Source organism: Rhodococcus gannanensis, from assembly GCF_042681175.1.
Taxonomy (GTDB): domain Bacteria; phylum Actinomycetota; class Actinomycetes; order Mycobacteriales; family Mycobacteriaceae; genus Rhodococcus_G; species Rhodococcus_G gannanensis.
This window is the reverse complement of the sequence record NZ_JBHUFB010000012.1, coordinates 112112-132299: the sequence shown is the minus strand read 5'-3', so window position 1 is coordinate 132299 and position 20188 is coordinate 112112. Positions and strand designations below refer to the sequence as shown.

The following is a 20188-nucleotide window of genomic DNA, read 5'->3' as shown; positions in this document are numbered from 1 at the left end:
AGCTGCTGTCAGGGCAGCGTGGCGAGGTACGCGAAGATCGCGGGCTGCAACTCGGGGTTGGCGTTGATCGTGCCGGTCACGGCGCCGATGGTTCCACCGATCACAGCACCGAGCGGGCATCCGACGAACAGGAACAGCACGCAGCCGACTACGAGGCCGATCGCGGCTCCGGTGTTCGCGTTGAGCTGACCGCCGTTCAACCAGCCCTTCTCGGCCTGGTCGACCATGTTCTGGTAGGCGGCAGCGTCGGCAACCGGCTGGATGCCGAGCGGCGGTGACTGCGGCGTCAGCATCAGCTGGCGTCCGTCCTGACCGATGGTCGCCGAGACCGGAACCGGGTGTCCGCCCATCGAGTACGCGAGGGGCAGCGTCGTCAGCGCGGTACCCGCGTTGTCGACGACGTCGACCGCTCCTCCCCCGGCCGTCAGCCGGAATGCCCCCGAATCGAGAATCGTGGACACCGTGCCGCCCGGCGACACCGTCTGGGTGTAGCCGATCGAGCTGTCACCTTGCGCCGGAGCCGCATTGGCGACCGAAGTGCCGGCGCCGACACTCACAGCCGCTGCAATGGCCACGGAGACCACCGCGGCCTTGTGAAGTTTCATGGTGGGGCTCCTTCGATCACGTCGAGGACGGCCCCGATCTGGTCGAAAGACCGTCCGGAACATCACCTAGAATAGAGTCCGAACGGCCCCGCGTCTGCCCCTTACAGCGTTCTGACGTCGGCCGATCCACCTGACGAACGAAAACGCGCCAGGCGATTGCCGGATGCCTTTCGGTGTCGAAAATTCATGGTGCGAAGCGGTCGATCGGATCCCGCCGAGCGCAACGATCACATCACGTGCACAAACCAGGTCCCACTGCGACTGCACTGCAAGGCTTTTCGTACGCCGCTATGAACGGAACGCAAGACGGGGCGCCGGGCGATTGCCCGACGCCCCGTCACGAACCGTTCGCTCAGATGACTCCGAGTGCGAACATCGCGTCGGCGACCTTCACGAAGCCGGCGATGTTGGCTCCGAGGACGTAGTCACCCGACTTGCCGTACTCGTCGGCAGTGGTGACGCACCGGTCGTGGATGTCGCGCATGATCTTCGAGAGTCGCTCGTCCGTGTACTCGAAGCTCCACGAGTCCCGGGACGCGTTCTGCTGCATCTCGAGGGCGGAGGTTGCAACGCCGCCTGCGTTGGCGGCCTTTCCGGGAGCGAAGGCGACGCCCGCATCGCGGAACACGGCGATGCCCTGCGGGGTGGTCGGCATGTTCGCGCCCTCGGCGACGACCTTGACACCGTTGTTGACGAGGGTCTTCGCGGACAGGTCGTCGAGTTCGTTCTGCGTCGCGCAGGGCATCGCGACGTCGCAGGGCACGTTCCAGATGTTGCCACCCGAGTAGAACTGGGCGTCGCCGCGCTCGTCGACGTAGTCGGAGATCCGGCCGCGCCGCACCTCCTTGATCTCCTTGAGCAGCTCGAGGTCGATGCCCTTGTCGTCGACGACGTAGCCGGACGAGTCGGAGCACGCGACGACGGTTCCGCCGAGCTGGTGCACCTTCTCGATCGCGTAGATGGCGACGTTGCCGGAGCCGGAGACGACAACCCGACGTCCGTCGAGGCTGGTGCCCGCGGTCTTGAGCATTTCGGCGACGAAGTACGCGGCGCCGTAGCCCGTGGCCTCCTTGCGGACCATCGAGCCGCCCCAGGTGAGGCCCTTGCCGGTGAGGACGCCGGATTCGTAGGAGTTGGTGAGCCGCTTGTACTGACCGAAGAGGTAGCCGATCTCGCGGCCTCCGACGCCGATGTCGCCTGCGGGGACGTCGGTGTACTCCCCGACGTGCCGGTGGAGCTCGGTCATGAAGGACTGACAGAACCGCATGATCTCGCCCTCGGATCGCCCCTTGGGGTCGAAGTCCGATCCGCCCTTGCCTCCGCCGATGGGCAGGCCGGTGAGCGAGTTCTTGAAGATCTGCTCGAACCCGAGGAACTTGACGATGCCGAGGTTGACGCTGGGATGGAACCGCAGGCCGCCCTTGTAGGGGCCGAGTGCGCTGTTGTACTGGACGCGGAAGCCGCGGTTGACGTGCACCTGGCCGTGGTCGTCCTGCCAGGGGACGCGGAAGATGATCTGCCGCTCCGGCTCGCAGAGTCGTTCGATGAGGGCGCCGTCCGCGTAGTTGGGGTGCCGCTCGAGGACCACGGTGAGCGATTCGAACACCTCGGCGACGGCCTGGTGGAACTCGGGTTCGCCGGCGTTGCGCCGCGTGACGTCCTCGAAGTACCGGTCGACTCGCTCACGGACCTGCCCACTCACGTGACAGCCCTCCTCATCAATCACGGGACACACGCCCCGTACACACAGGAATGGAGCCTCCAGCGAATCACAGCGATCCGGGCAAATCACGACTTCCGCAGCGTGACATTTCGCTCAGGTTAACAATTGTGAACTTTTCCTCACGTCTGCTAGAGCAGGGTCGAGCGTCACGCGACACGCCGCCGACCACCCGCTCGTCAGGACGGCGCGACCACGCGGCGCTACCGTGATCACCAGTGCCCGGACGGCGTTCCCGCAGCCACCAGTTCCCACTCGGTCGGCGGGTGCGGAGGGCGACGTCCGACGGTGGCGCCCACCCCCTGCCCTCGTGGAGGAGCCCGCACATGAGCATCCAGTCGGCACACCCGGCCCGTCACCGCGTCGTCGTGATCGGCTCCGGTTTCGGTGGCCTGTTCAGCGCCCAGGCGCTCAAACGGGCCGACGTCGACGTCGTCCTCATCGCACGCACGACCCATCACCTGTTCCAGCCGTTGCTGTACCAGGTCGCGACCGGCATCCTGTCCGTCGGCGACATCGCACCCGCAACCCGACTCGTCCTGCGTAAGCAGAAGAACGCACAGGTCATCCTCGGTGACGTCGAGAAGATCGACCTCGAAGCGAGAACCGTGACGTCGAGGCTGCTGGAGCGGGAGACCGTGACCGAGTTCGACAGCCTGATCGTCGCGGCAGGCGCAGGCCAGTCCTATTTCGGGAACGACCAGTTCGCGAAGTTCGCGCCGGGAATGAAGACGATCGACGACGCGCTGGAGTTGCGCGGCCGCATTCTCGGTGCCTTCGAGCAGGCCGAGCTGACGAACGACCCCGAGGAACGGGCGCGGCTGCTCACGTTCGTCGTCGTCGGGGCCGGACCGACGGGCGTCGAGCTCGCGGGGCAGATCGCGGAACTCGCCCATCGCACGCTCGAGGGCGCCTTCCGTCGAATCGATCCGAGCGAGGCGCGGGTGATCCTCCTCGACGGCGCCCCCGTGGTGCTTCCCGTCTACGGCGGGAAGCTCAGCGAGAACGCGGCGAAGAGGCTGGAGAAACTCGGAGTCGAGATCCAGCCGAACGCGATGGTGGTCGACGTCGACGCCGACGGTCTGACCGTGAAGGAGAAGGACGGCACCATCCGTCGGGTCGACAGCCAGTGCAAGGTGTGGTCGGCGGGCGTGCAGGCGAGCGGACTCGGAAAGCAGCTCGCCGAGCAGTCGGGCGCGGAGCTGGATCGCGCGGGGCGGGTCCACGTCAATCCCGACCTCTCGTTGCCCGGCTTCCCGAACGTCTACGTCATCGGCGACATGATGTCGCTCGACAGCCTTCCCGGGTTGGCCCAGGTCGCGATGCAGGGCGGCAAGCACGCCGCGAAGCAGGTCAAGGCGACGATCGCGGGGACGCCTCCCGAGGAGCGGGCGCCGTTCAAGTACTTCGACAAGGGGTCGATGGCGACGATCTCACGGTTCAGTGCGGTCGCGAAGGTGGGGAAGCTGGAGATCACCGGCTTCATCGGCTGGCTGATGTGGCTGGTCGTCCACTTGATGTACCTGGTCGGGTTCCGGAGCAAGTTCTCGACCGTGCTGTCGTGGACGGTGACCTTCCTCGGTCGTGGCCGGGCCCAGATGGCGTCGACGGAGCAGCAGGTCTTCGCGCGGACGGCGATCGAGGATCTTCAGGACTACGAGCGGGCGAGGGCGGCCGGCCTGATCGGTGATCCGGCCGCCGTCGCGACGGGCGAGGAGCGCGAGGCCGGCTGACGGATCGCCCGCGTCGTCCGGTCAGCTCTGGGCGAGCCGTTCGGTGTTCTCGATGTTCGCCAGGCGCACCTGTCCGCGCGAGACGAGTCGATCCTGTTCGTCGCGGATCTCGGCCTGCCACAGCTGCTGGGTTCGGCCGCGGTGGACGGGCGTGGCGGTGACGGTGAGCGTTCCGGTGCGGACCGCGCGCAGGAAGTCGGTGTTGTTGTTGACGCCGACGACGTGGCCGCGGTCGCCGATCCAGACGGTGCCCGCGGTGCTGACGACCGTTTCGATGACGGTGCAGTAGACGCCGCCGTTGACGATCCCCGCGGGCTGGTGGAGGTGCGCTCCGACGGTCCACCGTGCGACGGCGCGGTCGCCGGTCAGTTCGAGGTACTCGAGTCCGATGGTCTCGCAGAACCCCTGGTTCAGCAGTGGGGAGACCTCGGCGAGGGGAAGTCGGGTGAGTGCGGCTTCGAGTGTGGTCGCGTCCGACACGGCGGAGTGGTTCTCGGGCACGTGCGCTCCTTCGGTGTGTTCACGTCACGCTCCGCGATCGGGAGCGGCACACCGGCAGTCAAGCACGCAACGTCAGAGGGCCCCGCACCGGTGATCGGTGCGGGGCCCTCCGTGGAAGGGACCGGGAGTCTCTGCAGCCCTCAGGACTCCGGCGCGGTCCAGTGGTTCAGTGCGCCGCTGGAGATAACTATAGGCAAGGCTTTCCTAACTAGCAAGGGCTTCGCTCGCCAGTCGCTGCGGGACCGGGCGACGGAAGGCGCGGCGCCCGGGACGAGCGCGAACCGGCAGACCCACGGCTTCGAACGCATCGAGCAGTGCCTGCCCGCGGCGGTCCGCGACCGACGGGGCGAGACTGCTCCGCAACGGCACCATCGTCGTGGCACCCAGCACGGCCTCCCCCACCATCGCCCACAGCATCGTGCGGTCGAGCGGCACCAGGCGGTCCAGGGCGTCGAAGATCGCGGCCAGCGCGGTGCGACTCCGGCATGCGGTCCACATCGCGAGTGAACGCTCGCACGGCAGGGTCACGGCGCAGGGCGAGCCGTCCCAGCGGTCGCCGGGCAGCACCCGCAGGACCGGGTCCCAGACACCCGCCCAGTCGATGCAGTTGTCGCTGTCCATGTGGATCGAGAGGTTGTCCAGGCCCGCATCCCAGGCCCGGCCGTCGAGCACGACGAGCGCGGCGACCCGACCCACGACCGCGTGGATGAGGGCCGAGGCGACGGACACGGCGGCGGCCTCGCGGTCGGGAATGTCCTCGAGGGCCCTGACGAGCATCCTCTCGAGGCGGTCGCCGCGGATGCCCTGGGACACCGCCCACCACCGCCGCTTGGGCTGCTCGGACATCTGCGCGACGGCGTAGACCCGCGGATAGTCCGGGTGCAGCGCACGCAAGTGGGTACAGGACTCGACGAGTGCGGCCGCGGTGGCGCGGGCGGGCGTGGTGAACGAGGCCCGCAGGGGCATCGGGGCGATATCGCGGATCGAGGCGGCCCGGGCGGGCGGGTCGAGCACGAGAGTCGTCGGCACTGCTCACTCCTTCGTCGTCGAGCAAGATCGAATGTAGGTTAGCCTAACCACAAGAAGAACGGGAGTGCCGAGCCGGGGTGTCTGGTTTGGATAGGGTTACGTAACCTCAGTCTCCGTGAGATCCACCCCAGCAGGAGCGTGCCCGTGACGACCACCCCCGGCGACGTCGACTACGCGCACAGGGAGATTCCACGCGGCCCGGCACCGCGTCCGCGCCGCGCGGCAGCGGCCGCGATCGACCTCGCCGCCGTCGCGCTGCCGCTCATCCTGGGCTGGTTCGTCGTCGAATCCCTCCGCGACGCCAACGGCGGCGGACAGATGGACCGCGTCGTCTTCGGCGGGTTCGCCCTCGCTGCCGCTGTCGGCGTGCTCGTCTGGAACCGGGGCTACCGGGAGGGCCGGACCGGCGCGAGCATCGGCAACGAGTGGCTCGACCTCGTCACCCGGGACGCGGCGACGGGCGCGCCGCTCGGCGCCCGACGCGCCCTGCTCCCCCGCAACGGCGTCGAGGTCGTCCGCCGCGCCACCGCCCTGGACGAAGGCTTTGCACCGATCCCCGCCGACACCTCCGTCGCCGCCATCCGGAATCGGCGACTCCGGGGACTTGCGGCCCTGCTGCTCATCCTGCTGGCGACCGTCCTCGCGAGCATCGCGGTCGGCGCCAGGCCGATGGACTTCGGCGAGATCGCACACGCCCTCCTCCACTCCACGGGCACGGACACGGACCTCGTGGTCCGGACGCTGCGCATACCCCGCACGGCACTCGCAGTGGTGGTCGGTGTCGCGCTCGGCATCGCGGGCGCACTCATCCAGGGCCACACCAGGAATCCGCTCGCCGACGCTGGGCTCCTCGGCCTCAACGCCGGCGCCGCGCTGTTCGTGGTCCTGTCGATCTACCTGCTCGGCTTCGCCACCCCGAGCCAGTACCTGTGGTTCGCGTTCGCGGGCTCACTCGCCGCGAGCGTGGTCGTCTTCGGCATCTCCTCGGTCGGCGGCGGCGGAGCCAGTCCACTCAGCCTCGCTCTCGGTGGCGCGGCCGTCGCGATGTTCCTGTCGGCGATGACGCAGACGGTCATCATGCTCGACCAGGAGAGTCTCGACGGCTACCGCTTCTGGGTCGTCGGCTCGGTCGCCGGGCGCGGACTCGACGTGCTGTGGCAGGTGCTCCCGTTCATCGTCGTCGGGGTGATCGTCGCGCTGGCCAGCACGCCGAGCCTCAACGTCCTGAGCCTCGGTGACGACATCGCGCGCGGGCTCGGCACCAACATCGTGCGCAGCCGCGTGATCGGTATCGCCGCGATCACCCTCCTCACCGGCGCCGCAACCGCGGCCTGCGGGCCGATCGCCTTCGTCGGACTGGTCGTGCCGCACATCGCGCGGTTCGTGACGGGACCCGACTACCGGTGGCTCGTCCCCTACGCGGGTCTCCTCGGCGCCATCATGATCCTGCTCGCCGATGTGATCGGACGGGTCGTGGTCCGGCCGGGCGAGCTCCAGGTCGGCATCGTGCTCGCGATGTTCGGCGCGCCGTTCTTCATCGCGCTGGTGCGGCGCAGGAAGCTGGTGTCCCTGTGAGCCTCCTCGACGACGACGCACGCCCGCTTCCGACGACCGTTCCGTCGCGGACCGCGTTCCGGGCCGGCCCGGTGTCACTGGTGTGGCGCGGCACCATGGTCGCGATCACCCTCGCACTGCTGCTGGCCGCGTTCCTGCTGCTGTGCATCAACATCGGCCGCGGCGAGTACTCCATCCCGATTCCCACCGTCGTGGAGGTCCTCTTCGGTGGCGGCGAGAAGGTCGAACGATTCATCGTCATGGACCTGCGCCTGCCGCGGGGGCTGACGGCACTTCTGACGGGCCTCGCGCTCGGGATGGCGGGCGCGATCACCCAGTCGATCCTGCGCAACCCCCTCGCCAGCCCGGACATCCTCGGCATCACCGCGGGCGCGAGCGCCGCGGCCGTGACCCTCATCGTGGTCGGGGGCGGTGGGAGTTTCGTCGGACTGCTCGCGGTCCTGGGGATCCCGATCGCGGCACTGCTCGGTGGCATCCTGACGGCGGTGGCGATCTACCTGCTGGCATGGCGCGGCGGGGTGCAGGGATATCGCGTCGTGCTCATCGGTATCGGTGCGAACGCGATGCTCATCGCGTTGATCCAGTGGCTGCTGATCTCCGCCGACATCAACGACGTCTCGCGGGCGCAGGTGTGGCTGAACGGATCACTCAACGGCAGCGACTGGGAGCAGGTCTGGCCCGTCGCGATCGGGGTGGCCGTGGTGGGGACCGCGGCGGTGATCTCGTCGTTCACCCTCGGTGCGCTGCAACTCGGTGACGACACGGCCCGCGCACTCGGGGTGCGGCTGCAGACCGGGCAGGGCGCGCTGCTGCTGGCCGCGGTCGCGCTGGCCGCCATCGCGACCGCGGCGGTCGGCCCGATCGGTTTCGTCGCGCTCGCCGCTCCGCAGGTGGCGATGCGACTGCTTCGCACGCCGGGGCCTCCGCTGATCGCGTCCGCCCTGACAGGCGCCGTCCTCGTGCTCGGCAGTGACATCATCGGACGCACGGTCCTGCCGGTCGAGTTGCCCGTCGGCATCGTCACCTCGGCGCTCGGCGGCCCGTTCCTGATCTACCTGCTCATTCGCAACAATCGGAAGGTGACCGCATGAGTCTCCACAGCACCGACACGACTGCGCAGGCCGGTGCCGCGCAGTCGGGAGACTCCGGCGCGCAGCCGGCCACCGATCACGTCGCGGCCGTCTCCGACGGTGATCCGCGGCTCGCCGTGGACGGTCTGGTCGTGGGGTACGGGGACCGGATCATCATCGACGGGCTCGATCTGGAGATCCCGACCGGCGTCGTCACCACCGTCATCGGGCCGAACGGGTGCGGCAAGTCCACGCTGCTCCGGTCGATGGGGCGACTGCTGAAGCCTCGTCACGGGCAGGTTCTCCTCGACGGCAAGGCGATCTCGGCGATGCGCACGAAGGACATCGCGCGGACCCTCGGGATGCTGCCGCAGGCGCCCGTCGCGCCGGAGGGTCTGACCGTCGGCGACCTGGTGTCCCGGGGCAGGCACCCGCACCAGTCGTGGCTGCGGCAGTGGTCCTCCGACGACGAGGGCGAGGTGGCGAAGGCGCTGGCGTTGACCGGGGTGTCGGATCTCGCCGATCGGCCGGTCGACCAGCTGTCGGGTGGTCAGCGTCAGCGGGCGTGGATCTCGATGGCGTTGGCGCAGGGCACCGACATCCTGCTGCTCGACGAGCCGACCACCTACCTGGATCTGGCGCATTCGATCGAGGTGCTCGACCTGGTGGACCGTCTGCACTCGGAACTCGGTCGCACTGTGGTGATGGTGCTGCACGACCTCAACCTCGCGGTCCGGTACAGCGACCATCTGGTGGTGATGGCTCAGGGTTCGATCGTCGCGCAGGGCGCGCCGGGCGAGGTGATCACGCCGGAGCTCCTTCTGGACGTCTTCGGTCTGGACGCGCGGGTCGTCGACGACCCGGTGTCCGACCGCCCGCTCATCGTGCCGGTGGGCACACGGCACGTCTACGGCGCGATCGGCGGGCCCGCCGATTCTCCGGAGTCCTGAGTCACCTGCTGCGGATCATGGTGCGCACCAGACGCATTCCCTGGCCGACGGACACCTCGGGCAGGTAGGCACGGCCGACGGCGTTGCCGATGCTGGGCAGGGCCGCCGGATCGGCGAAGGTCATGTACATCGGCACGTAGTCGGGCTGGAACTTGGCCTTGAACGCGAGCAGTGACCGAAAGCCGTATACCGGTTCGAGGGTGCGGCCGAGCACGTCGAGGAGTCGGTCCAGGAGTACGGCGAGGGTCACCTGGTCGCGCGGCTGCGGGTCGTCGTCGGCGGGTCCGGCGTCGTTCTGCACCGTCGCGAGCGGGGCGCCGGACAGGCTGACGAACTCCGCGCCCTCCTCCTTCAGGGACTGGGCCGCGGACGCGATGAGGAACTCCATCGCGGGCCGGAACCCTTCGGAGCGCCTGCGCATGAAGTCCAGTGTCCAGCCGACGATCCGGCCGTCGCGGTACACCGGCATCCACGAGGTGACGCCGTGCACGGTGCGGGCCTCGTCGACGGCGATCAGGCACCGCACCTGCGGGTCGTCGATCTCGTCGATGCCGCCGAGGGTGAATCCCATCTCGGGCATCCCCTTGTCGGCCACCCACTCCTCGGAGATCGCGGTGATCTGGTCGGTGAGCGACAGCGGGGCGTCGGGGAATCGGATCCATTCCGCGGTCACACCGGATTTCGCGGCCCGGTTGAGGGCGGTGCGGACGTCCTGGAACTTCTTGCCGGTGAACTGCAGCCGGTCGAGGCGCAGGACGGTTTCCTCCGCGACCTGGATGGCGGTCCAGCCCATCGCGTCGGTCGCCTGTTTCAGGTTCCCGGTGACGGAGTAGAAGCACGGGGTCCAGCCGTTGGCGGTCGCGAAGTCCGCGAACCCGGTCACGTTCGCGCGCAACGACTCCGGCGGTCCGACCGGGTCGCCGGTGGTGAGTGCAACTCCCGCGATCACCCGGTACGCGACATAGCTCCTGCCGTCCGGAGCGAACCAGTAGCGGTTCCCCCGCCACGTCGTCATCCACGACAGCGGGCTGCCCGTTCCGGTCGTCAGCAGGGTTCGGGCGCGCTCGGTGTCGTCGCTCCGCTCGCCGTGCGCGGGTGCGAGGAACGTCGCGGCGACCGACACGCACAGCACCGCCCACACCAGGACGCCCGTCCACTCGTAGAGCAGGGTCGTGGGGGCGCTGTCGGGCAGGAACCGCGGATCGAGCCACTGGAGGTACACCGGTGGGACGAGCCGTTGCGGGTAGTCCGCCGCCAGGGACGCCAGGTTGGGTTCCCGGTCGAAGCCGCCGCGAGCGAGCATTCCCAGCGCGACATAGGCGACGCCGACACCGGCGACGAGCGCGGCGATCCGCACCCAGAGCGTGCGGATCACCGATCGGGGGGCGGTGACGGTGAACCAGCGCCGGGTCGCGAGGAGGAGCAGCAGGATCGCGATCGGCACCAGGAAGGGCGTGGCGGTGCGGTATACGTTCGGCGAGTCCAGCCCGTAGAACAGGGTCTGCTCGTCCGCGAATCCCGCGTAGCGGATGCCGAAGTCGACGACCGACAACGCGAGGAGCACGACCTGCGCGGCGACGGCGGCGATCCACGCGAACCGGCGGCCGCGCCGCAGCCCGTCGGCGAGGACGAGCAGGAACAGCGACGGCATGACGCTGAGGATGGTCGGGCCGACGCCGCCGAGCCGCAGTTCGAGCAGTCCGCGACGGCAGTCGAGGGCGGTCGCGTCGGTCGCACACAACTCACGGACCTCCGCGGGTGTCCACGGGACGCCGCGGAACAGTTCGCGGAGCACCGCGAGCGGCCCGACGGCGTGCGGTGACAGCGCCGCGAGTACCGGGCCGATGGCGCCTGCGGCGACGACGAGCGCGACGAGGACTCGTCCCTCCCGGCGGGTTCCCGCCAGGTGCGTGCCCCGCGCGCTGCGGGTCACGATCCACGGCCCGATCACCAGGCCCGCGACGGCGGCGCCGAGCCGGACGAGGTCGATGAGGTGACCGCTGAACAGGGCCAGGGTGAGCAGCAACGCGAGGCCACCGACCCGGACGCGTCGCCGCCACAGCGTGGTCATGCCCGCGGCCGCGACCATGGCGGAGCCGATGATCCAGGTGGTCGGGCTGACGGCGGTGCCGATGTGCAGCCGGAAACCCCAGGTCTCGTCGACTGTGCGCACGAGTGCCGCCAACCCGAGGGCGAACAGGGTGCCGCACACCTGTGTGGACGCGGCGGCCGCGACGAACCGGCTGCTGCCGATGCGATGTTCGACGGGTGCCGCGACCACCAGGACCATGAGGGTCGCGGCGAGATACCCGGCGAGGCTCGGCGCCCACAGTCCGGACGTGAGCAGCGTCCACACCCGTCCCTGTTCGAGTGCGGGCACGGAGGCCGCGAAATGTCGCTCCACGTAGCCGCTCGGCCCGGTCAGACTCGACGTCGCCGCGCCGAGCACCCAGATCACGACGAGGAGCGTCATGCTCGCGGGGGCGCCGGACACTCCGAAGCGGACGAGTTCGGCGACGCGGCGCGACTGGCGCCGGACGGCGGTCATCGGTGACGTCACGAGATCAGCCCCATCCTCTTCGCGAGCCAGTCCGTCTGGCCGGCCAGGCCGGCGGACCACACCGCGAAGCTGTGGCCGCCGGGCAGTTCCACGAGGTGCACGTCCATCCCCGCCTTCAGTGCCGCCTCGTACAGGGTGTGCACGCCTGGTGCGTAGTCGTGGTCGTCGGAGCCGACTACGAACACGCCGGCGGTGTCCGGGTACTGCCGGTTCGCCATCAGGTCCATCGGGTTCACCGCGGTGAATGCGGCGTCGTCGCCGCCGAACGCGGCGTCGACGGTCCGTTCGCGGTCGCCGAGGGTCGGTTCCAGCTGCCCGGACAGGTCGACGAACGTCGGGTACACGTCGGGATGGTTGGTGGCGAGTTGCAGCGAGCAGGTGCCGCCGTAGGACAGTCCGCCGACCGCCCACGACTGCGGGTTCGGGTCCACCTGGAGGTTCGACTTCACCCAGTTGGGGACGTCCGTCGCCAGGTAGGTGTCGACATTGCCGAGTTCCGAGTCGAGGCACAGCGGGTTGGCGAGGGTGGAGCCGGTGCCGTCGGCGACGACGACCACGGGTGCGAGGCCGCCGTGCTGTGCGGCGAACGCGTCCATCGTCTCGGCGAGGCGACCGCCGGCGAACCAGTCGCCGGGGCTTCCCGGCTGGCCTGCGAGGAGCACCAGGACGGGCAGCAGGGGCCTCGGGTCGGCGAAGTAGGCGGGCGGCAGGTAGATCTGCGCGTCCCGGGCGGCGAACCCGGACTCGGCGCCCGGGATGGGCACGGTCGTGACTCTGCCCTGGTCGGGCAGATCGGCGGGCGGCTGCCAGTGCGCGTCGAGGGGCCTGCCGGTGACGGGGTCTGCGACCGGGCCGGGGACGTCGGCGAAGTCGACGGCGTTGGCGGCGGGCAGGCCGAGGACGTCGCGGAGCGTCGGGTAGGCGTCGAAGACGAGGTTCACCTGGGAGGCCGCGCCGGCCACGACGGCGAGTGCCGCCACCACCGAGACGACGCCCCGGAGCAGGTGCCGGTCGGTGACGAGCCGCGCGGCGACGAGCAGGACCGCGAGCAGTCCGCCGCCGATCCACGCGTACACCTCGGGTTCGACCGGATCGGGGAACGGGCGCCACCACTTCTCGACGACGATCCATCCGGCGGCGGTGAGCGCGATCGCGGCGAGGACGCATCCCGGAACGATGCGCAGCCGGTACCGCCGGGGGTTCGTGGTCGGCGCGACGAGAAGCCACAGCGCGCCTGCGACGGCCAGCGCTGTCGCCGCCCAGGGCACCACGCCCGTCAGCAGTGGGCGGTCGTACAACCAGTCCACTTCGGCTCCCTCCTGCGCCCGCGGTGGCGGGACTGTGACCCTTATCCCATATACACCGCGAGTGTTACTACTGCGGGTAGTACGCACAACTGTCGGACGGTACGTAAGATGTACGCATGGCAGGACTTGGCGAGCTCGAACGTGCAGTGATGGACCACCTCTGGTCCAGTTCCGAACCCCAGACGGTCCGTCAGGTCCACGAGGCCCTGGCGGAGCGGCGTGAGCTCGCGTACACCACCGTCATGACCGTGTTGCAGCGGCTGGCGAAGAAGAACCTGGTGATCCAGCAGCGCGACGACCGCGCGCACCGCTACCTCCCCGTCCAGGGTCGCGACGAGCTCGTCGCGTCACTGATGGTCGATGCCCTCGACCAGGCACATGCCTCCGACGGCCGGGTAGCCGCACTGGTGAACTTCGTGGGACGGGTCGGCGCCGACGAAGCCGCCGCGCTGCGGGAGGCGCTCGCCGCGCTGGAGGCGTCCGACGCGTCGTCGCGGCATCTGCGCAGCGTCGACACCGGTACCGATCGAGCCAGCTGACCTCCGCCCGTCGTGCATGATGGGTAGGCCATGAACCCCACCACCGCGCTGGCCTTCGCTGTGTTGGCCCTGCTTCTGACCGGTCCGGTCCCTGCGCTGCTCGCGCGTGCGACCTGGCCGTACCGTGCGCCCGGCGCTGCCCTCGTCCTGTGGCAGGCGATCGCCGTCGCCGCGGTCCTGTCAGCGTTCAGTTCCGGTCTCGTGATCGCGTCCCAGTTGCTCGTGCCCGGTCCCGACGGCCGTCCCACCACGGCTCCCCTCGAGGAGATCGACGCGCTCGGCCTCCCGTTGTGGATCGCCTACGTGGTGGTGTTCGCGATCACGCTCCTGATCGGCGCGAAGTTGATCTTCTCCATCGCCTCGGTCGCGGTGCGTACCCGGCGTCGGCGGTCCCGGCACCGGATGCTGGTCGACCTCCTCGACCAGGGCGAACCGCATCGCAGTCGCAATTCCAACCTGCGGGTGCTCGACACCGCCGAACCGATCGCATACTGCCTGCCCGGACTCCGGCACCGTGTCGTCGTCAGTGCGGGAACCCTCGACAATCTCAGCCGTGAGGAGATCACCGCGATCCTCATGCACGAGCGCTCGCACCTGCGGTCCCGGCACGATCTGGTGATCGAGGCGTTCACCGCCGTCAACGAGGCGTTCCCGAAGGTGGTGCGCAGCAAGTCGGCGCTGGGGTCCGTGCGGCTGCTCGTCGAACTGCTCGCCGACGACTCCGCCGTGCGGGTGACAGGCCCCACTCCACTGGCGCGCGCGCTCGTCGCGTGCGCCGGTTCCAGCGCCCCGGACGGCGCGCTGGCAGCGGGTGGCCCGCACACCCTCACCCGTATCCAGCGGTTGGCCCGTCCCGGCACGAGCCTTCCGATCGCGCTCGGCGCGTATCTCGCGTCGGTCGCGATCCTGGTGGTGCCGACGATCGCGGTCGCAGTTCCGTGGCTCGTCGAGTTGGAGCGCCTCTTCCGCGGGTGACGCCTCGGCGGACCCCTATGAGGCGGGTGACGCCTCGGCGGAACCCCATGGGACGCGTGCCGCCTCGGCGGAACCCGTGCGACAGGTGACGTGAGGGTCACAGTCACGCGGGAGGAGTAGTCCGCCCGCGTCCCGTACACTGGACAACGGCCGTCATCGCGGCCCGTTTCGATTTGTCATTCATTTTCGGCGCGACCCTGGCAGGACCAGGACGACCGCGCCCGGCTCGTCTCTTTCTGCGCGACTGTTCACAGCCCGCTCTCCGCGACGCGCCCGACGCCCGGAGAGGTATACACGCGTGACCAACGCTGCCCAGTTCGACGCTGCCCAAAACGACGCCGCCACCGACGAGGTTCAGGCGGCCAGCCCCACGTTCGCCGAGATCGGCCTGCCCGCACCGGTGGTCGCCGGGCTCGCGCGTGACGGCATCACCGTGCCGTCGCCGATCCAGGCGATGGCGATTCCGGATGCGATCGCTGGCCGCAACGTGCTCGGCCGGGCGCAGACCGGATCCGGCAAGACCCTCGCCTTCGGCCTGCCGATGCTGGCCCGTCTCGCCGGCCGCGAGGACCGTCCCGCCGCGAAGCGTCCCCGAGCCCTCGTCCTGGTCCCGACCCGCGAGCTGGCGGTTCAGGTGGTCGACTCGCTCCTCCCGTACGCGTCGACCGTCGGGCTGAAGGTTCGATCGGCCGTCGGTGGCATGGTCTTCACCAAGCAGGTCGACCAGCTGGCCCGCGGCGTCGACATCCTCGTCGCCACCCCCGGACGCCTCGGCGACCACCTGCGGCAGGAGACCTGCGTTCTCGACGAGGTCGAGATGATCGCCCTCGACGAGGCCGACCAGATGGCGGACATGGGATTCCTCCCCGAAGTGCGGTCCATCATCGAGCAGACCCGTCCGGACGGTCAGCGCCTGCTGTTCTCCGCGACCCTCGACCGTGAGGTGCAGTCGCTGGTTCGCCGGTTCCTGCCCGACCATGTGGAGCACGCCACCGCCGACGGACGCGCCAGCGTCACCACGATGGAGCACTACGTGCTGCACGTGGACCGCGGTCAGAAGGACGCCGTCCTGGCCGAGATCGCGTCGCGTCGCGGCGGCCGGACGATCATGTTCGCCCGCACCAAGCTCGGTGCCGAGGGCATCACCGAGCGCCTGCGTGAGGTCGGTGTCTACGCCGAGGCCCTGCACGGCGGCAAGGCGCAGAACCAGCGCACCCGCGTCCTTGAGCGGTTCAAGAGCGGCCGCTCGTCGATCCTCGTCGCCACCGACGTCGCGGCCCGCGGTATCCACGTCGACGGCATCGACCTCGTCGTGCACGTCGACCCGCCCGCCGACCACAAGGACTACCTGCACCGCGCGGGTCGTACCGCGCGCGCCGGCGAGAAGGGCACGGTCGTGTCGATCGTGCTCCCGAACCAGCGCCGCATGGTGCGCCGTCTGACGGACAGCGCCGGAGTCGAGGCCGTCGAGGTCAACGTCCATCCCGGTTCCGAGGAGCTCGCCGCCATCACCGGTGCGCAGGCTCCGAGCGGCGAGCCGGTTCGCGAGCGGCGTGAGCGCTCCGACCGCAACTTCGGCGACCGTCCGCGTCGCGAGGGCGGCTACCAGCGGGGCGGCGAACGCTCCTACGGCGACCGTCCGCGTCGCGAAGGCGGATACCAGGGCAACGACCGCGGATTCGGCGACCGCCCGCGTGGCGACCGCTCCTACGGCGACCGCCCGCAGCGCAGCGACGGCGGCTACCAGCGCAGCAGCGACCGTTCCAACGGTGACCGTCCCCGCAACGACCGTTCGTACGGCGACCGTCCGCAGCGCAGCGAGGGCGGCTACCAGCGCGGCGGCGACCGGCAGTACGGCGACCGCCCGCAGCGGGACGGCGGCTACCAGCGCGGAAACGATCGCTCCTACGGTGACCGCCCGAACCGTGACGGCTTCCGCAACAACCGCAGCGAGGGCGGCCGCCAGCGCAGCGACCGCTCGTACGGCGACCGTCCGCAGCGCGACGGTGGCGGCTACCAGCGCGGCAGCGACCGTCCCCGTGGCGACCGGCCGTACGGTGACCGTCCGCAGCGCAGCGACGGCGGCTACCAGCGCGGCGGCGACCGCTCCTACGGTGACCGCCCGCGTAACGACCGTCCGTACGGCGATCGACCGCAGCGTGACGGTGGCTACCAGCGGAACGACCGGCCGCGGAGCGACCGGTCGTACGGTGACCGTCCGCAGCGCGACGGCTACCGGAGTGATCGTCCGCAGTACAACGACCGCCCGCAGCGCACCGAACGGACGTCCGGTGGGTTCCGCAGCCGCACCGAGCGCCGGTCGTACGACGGGTTCGACGGCCCGGCCCGCGAGCGCTGATCCGGCCTGGGGCATGTCTCCCTCCGACGCCGCGATCCTTCCGGGTCGCGGCGTCGGCCTTTTTCCGGCCCTCTGACGTGCCGCGTAGCTTCCCGGCGCCATCCCACGTTGCGAGACCCTGAAGTGTCGCTCGTTTCCCGGGCAGGGAATGCTTGTCGCATGACCGACACAACTGCCTCGACCGCGCGCGCCCAGATCGGCGTCACCGGACTCGCCGTCATGGGTTCGAACATCGCCCGCAACTTTGCCCGTCACGGGCACACGGTCGCGCTGCACAACCGCAGTGTCGCCAAGACCGACGCCCTGATCGCCGAGCACGGCGACGAGGGCGATTTCGTCCGGACGGAGTCCGTCGACGAGTTCGTCGCGGCGCTGCAGCGTCCCCGCCGCGTGCTGATCATGGTGAAGGCCGGTGACGCCACCGACGCGGTGATCGAGGAGCTCGCCGCCGCGATGGAGCCGGGCGACATCATCATCGACGGCGGAAACGCCCTGTACACGGACACGATCCGCCGTGAGGCGTCGCTGCGTGAGCGGGGGCTACACTTCGTCGGCGCCGGCATCTCCGGTGGCGAGGAGGGTGCGCTGAACGGGCCGTCGATCATGCCGGGTGGCCCGAAGGAGTCGTACGAGTCGCTCGGGCCGCTGCTGGAGTCGGTGGCCGCGGTCGTGGACGGCGTCCCCTGCTGCACGCACATCGGTCCGGACGGTGCAGGCCATTTCGTGAAGATGGTGCACAACGGCATCGAGTACGCCGACATGCAGCTGATCGGTGAGGCCTACCACCTGTTCCGGGATGCGCTCGGCTACGACGCCGCGCAGATCGCGGCCGTGTTCGGCGAGTGGAACACCGGCGACCTGGAGTCGTACCTGATCGAGATCACCGCCGAGGTGCTGTCCCAGGTCGACGCGAACACCGGGCAGCCGCTGGTGGACGTGATCGTGGACGCCGCCGAGCAGAAGGGCACCGGCCGGTGGACGGTGAAGTCGGCGCTCGATCTCGGTGTCCCGGTGACGGGTATCGCCGAGGCCGTGTTCGCCCGCGCGCTGTCCGGGTCGCGCGCGCAGCGTCAGGCCGCGAAGGGTCTCGCGTCGGGCGTCCTCGGCGACAAGCCGACCGATGCGGCGCAGTTCACGGAAGACATCCGGCAGGCGCTCTACGCGTCGAAGATCGTCGCGTACGCGCAGGGCTTCGACCAGATCCGTGCCGGCAGCGTCGAGTACGACTGGGATCTGACTCCCGGCGACATGGCGACGATCTGGCGTGGTGGCTGCATCATCCGCGCGCGCTTCCTGAACCGCATCAAGGAGGCGTACGACAACAACCCGGAGCTCACGTCGCTGATCGTGGAGCCGTATTTCAAGGACGCGATCGAGACCGCCATCGATTCGTGGCGCCGCGTCGTCGTCACCGCGACGCAGCTGGGCATTCCGGTGCCGGCGTTCGCGTCGTCGCTGTCGTACTACGACGGCCTGCGCGCGGAGCGTCTGCCTGCCGCGCTGACGCAGGGCCAGCGTGACTTCTTCGGTGCGCACACCTACGAGCGCACCGACCGTCCCGGCAAGTTCCACACCCTCTGGAGCGGTGACCGCAGCGAGGTCGAGGCCTGATCCGCCATCCGGCGCCGCCCGTCACGGGTGGCGCCGGACGTTGCTGGTTCGCCACGGGCTACCGGCGTAGCGTTTGACGCGACGTGAGTCACACCAGGCCCGGAGGCCGTCATGACCGTCGCGAATCCGAACCCCACCGACGAGGTCGTCGACTCCTGCGACCTGTGCGTGGTCGGTGCGGGCATGGCGGGCCTGAACGCGCTGTTCGCTGCGAGTCGCTATCTGGACAGCGGGCAGAAGGTCGTGCTGATCGACCGCCGGCCGCGGGTGGGTGGCATGTGGGTGGACACGTACCCGTACGTGCGCCTGCATCAGCCACACCGACTGTTCACGGCCGGGAACATCGGGTGGGACCTCGACCGGCCCCCGTCGTACCTGGCGACGAAGGACGAGGTGCTCACGCACCTGCGGCACTGTGCCGACGTGATCGAGCAACGCATGCCGGTCGACGAACGCCTCGGATGCAGCGTCGACTCCGTCCAGGAGTCGGGCGGCGGAGTGGATGTGCACTACGCGAGTGCCGACGGGTGGCGCCACCGTCTGCGAGCTGCCCGCGTGATCAAGGCACTCGGGTTCGACATCTCCCCCAACGATCCACTGCCGGTGTCGAGTTCACGGGTGCGGTCGGTCTCCCCCGACAGCTGCGACCTCCACGAGATCGCGTCGGACGCCGCGCCGGTGTGGGTAGTCGGCAGTGGCAAGACGGCGATGGACACGGCGCACGCGCTCGTCGATCGCGTTCCTGGGCGAGAGGTGAACCTGGTTGCCGGCTCGGGCACATACTTCATCCGGCGTGACGGGGCATTTCCGGTCGGTGCCAGGCGCTGGTGGCACAGCCCGCTGCCGAATGCTGTGCTCGCCTCGGTCGCTCACCGCTTCGACGGCACCAACGAGGCGATCGTTGCGCGGTGGTATCGGGACAGGCACGGAACCGGACCGCTCCCCGTGGCCCGGAACTTCATGCTGGGGATTCTGTCCGACGCGGAGAACGCGGCGATCTCCACGGGACTCGCCCAGGTGCGGATGGACCATCTCGTCGACGTCGTCGACCGGGACGGCGCCACCGAGATCGTGTTCCGCAGCGGCGCGAGGGCTCCGGTGTCTCCGGGCAGCTGGATCGTGAACTGCACGGGCTACACGCTCCATTCGGAGCACCCGTACGAACCGTACGTGTCCACGACCGGCTCGGTCGTGTCGGTGCAGCTGCGATCCGCGGTGCTGCCGCTGCCCGCGTTCATGGGGTACTACCTGTCCCATCTGCTGCACGCCGGGCTCGTGCGTCAGATACCGCTGTACGCGGTCGACGGTGAGGAGGTGCGCCGCCGCGGCACGCAGGAACTGTTCGCGTTCACCGCAATGTCTCTCGCGATGTACAACCTGGGTCTGCTCGCGGACGCGCTGCCGACGCGGGTCCTCCGCACCGCGGCGTTCGACTACGACCGCTGGTACCCGTGGCACCGGCAGATGCTGGGCCTGGTGCGCTTCGCCGCCGCGGCACGGCGCGATCGTGACCACTTCCGCCGCACCCTCGACACGGTGGGCCGACGCTTCGACGTCCGCGTCGGACCGCAGATCGACGGGTGACGCCACGGCCGTCGGCTCGGGTTTCGGGGACGGCGACGCGTACGCTCAACCTGCGCCGATCGCGCCCCAC

General features: G+C 69.6%; 15 protein-coding genes. 9 read left to right on the top strand and 6 right to left on the bottom strand.

Features of this window, described 5'->3' with window-relative positions:
- Positions 1-8 precede the first annotated feature (8 nt).
- Both ACFSJG_RS15435 and gdhA read right to left on the bottom strand, forming a co-directional pair.
- A complete protein-coding gene (locus ACFSJG_RS15435) occupies positions 9-605 on the bottom strand; it encodes a DUF8020 domain-containing protein (RefSeq protein WP_378486114.1) in 597 nt (198 codons plus the stop codon).
- Positions 606-957: 352 nt separating this feature from the next.
- Positions 958-2307, bottom strand: coding sequence for an NADP-specific glutamate dehydrogenase (gene gdhA, locus ACFSJG_RS15430; protein ID WP_378486113.1), 1350 nt, complete (start codon positions 2305-2307; stop codon positions 958-960).
- A 344-nt stretch (positions 2308-2651) separates the two neighbouring features.
- On the opposite strand from gdhA, the gene ACFSJG_RS15425 reads away from it, so the two are divergent.
- The gene (locus ACFSJG_RS15425) at positions 2652-4058 is read left to right on the top strand and encodes an NAD(P)/FAD-dependent oxidoreductase (protein ID WP_378486112.1); all 1407 of its coding nucleotides are present in this window, start codon (positions 2652-2654) and stop codon (positions 4056-4058) included.
- Between the two features lie 21 nt (positions 4059-4079).
- On the opposite strand, the gene ACFSJG_RS15420 is transcribed toward ACFSJG_RS15425, so the two are convergent.
- Both ACFSJG_RS15420 and ACFSJG_RS15415 read right to left on the bottom strand, forming a co-directional pair.
- The gene (locus ACFSJG_RS15420) at positions 4080-4538 is read right to left on the bottom strand and encodes a PaaI family thioesterase (RefSeq protein WP_378486441.1); all 459 of its coding nucleotides are present in this window, start codon (positions 4536-4538) and stop codon (positions 4080-4082) included.
- 225 nt (positions 4539-4763) lie between these two features.
- Positions 4764-5588, bottom strand: a complete 825-nt coding sequence (locus ACFSJG_RS15415; RefSeq protein ID WP_378486111.1) for a hypothetical protein — start codon at positions 5586-5588, stop codon at positions 4764-4766.
- Positions 5589-5732: 144 nt separating this feature from the next.
- Here ACFSJG_RS15415 and ACFSJG_RS15410 point away from each other — a divergent pair, with 144 nt between their 5' ends.
- The 3 genes from ACFSJG_RS15410 to ACFSJG_RS15400 all read left to right on the top strand — a co-directional run bounded on the left by ACFSJG_RS15410 (position 5733) and on the right by ACFSJG_RS15400 (position 9183).
- Positions 5733-7163, top strand: a complete 1431-nt coding sequence (locus ACFSJG_RS15410) for a FecCD family ABC transporter permease (protein WP_378486110.1) — start codon at positions 5733-5735, stop codon at positions 7161-7163.
- Between the two features lie 95 nt (positions 7164-7258).
- Positions 7259-8254, top strand: a complete 996-nt coding sequence (locus ACFSJG_RS15405) for a FecCD family ABC transporter permease (protein ID WP_378486440.1) — start codon at positions 7259-7261, stop codon at positions 8252-8254.
- On the top strand, positions 8251-9183 hold the full coding sequence (locus ACFSJG_RS15400; RefSeq protein WP_378486109.1) for an ABC transporter ATP-binding protein: 933 nt from the start codon (positions 8251-8253) through the stop codon (positions 9181-9183). Before ACFSJG_RS15405 ends, ACFSJG_RS15400 begins: the two co-directional genes overlap by 4 nt.
- Before the next feature lies 1 nt (position 9184).
- On the opposite strand, the gene ACFSJG_RS15395 is transcribed toward ACFSJG_RS15400, so the two are convergent.
- Both ACFSJG_RS15395 and ACFSJG_RS15390 read right to left on the bottom strand, forming a co-directional pair.
- Entirely contained in the window at positions 9185-11731 is a 2547-nt protein-coding gene (locus ACFSJG_RS15395; RefSeq protein ID WP_378486439.1) for a bifunctional lysylphosphatidylglycerol flippase/synthetase MprF, read from the bottom strand.
- A gap of 8 nt (positions 11732-11739) precedes the next feature.
- A complete protein-coding gene (locus tag ACFSJG_RS15390; RefSeq protein WP_378486108.1) occupies positions 11740-13050 on the bottom strand; it encodes an alpha/beta hydrolase in 1311 nt (436 codons plus the stop codon).
- Between the two features lie 116 nt (positions 13051-13166).
- Here ACFSJG_RS15390 and ACFSJG_RS15385 point away from each other — a divergent pair, with 116 nt between their 5' ends.
- From ACFSJG_RS15385 to ACFSJG_RS15365, 5 genes are all read left to right on the top strand, one after another.
- Positions 13167-13589, top strand: a complete 423-nt coding sequence (locus tag ACFSJG_RS15385; RefSeq protein ID WP_378486107.1) for a BlaI/MecI/CopY family transcriptional regulator — start codon at positions 13167-13169, stop codon at positions 13587-13589.
- Positions 13590-13619: 30 nt separating this feature from the next.
- Complete coding sequence (locus ACFSJG_RS15380) at positions 13620-14564, top strand: M56 family metallopeptidase (protein ID WP_378486106.1); 945 nt, start codon at positions 13620-13622, stop codon at positions 14562-14564.
- Between the two features lie 298 nt (positions 14565-14862).
- Positions 14863-16923 carry a DEAD/DEAH box helicase gene (locus ACFSJG_RS15375; protein WP_378486105.1) on the top strand — a complete coding sequence of 687 codons (2061 nt, stop codon included), beginning with the start codon at positions 14863-14865 and terminating at the stop codon, positions 16921-16923.
- Between the two features lie 159 nt (positions 16924-17082).
- Positions 17083-18534, top strand: a complete 1452-nt coding sequence (gene gndA, locus ACFSJG_RS15370) for an NADP-dependent phosphogluconate dehydrogenase (protein WP_378486104.1) — start codon at positions 17083-17085, stop codon at positions 18532-18534.
- 111 nt (positions 18535-18645) lie between these two features.
- Entirely contained in the window at positions 18646-20118 is a 1473-nt protein-coding gene (locus ACFSJG_RS15365; RefSeq protein ID WP_378486103.1) for an FAD-dependent oxidoreductase, read from the top strand.
- The last annotated feature ends 70 nt before the right edge of the window (positions 20119-20188 follow it).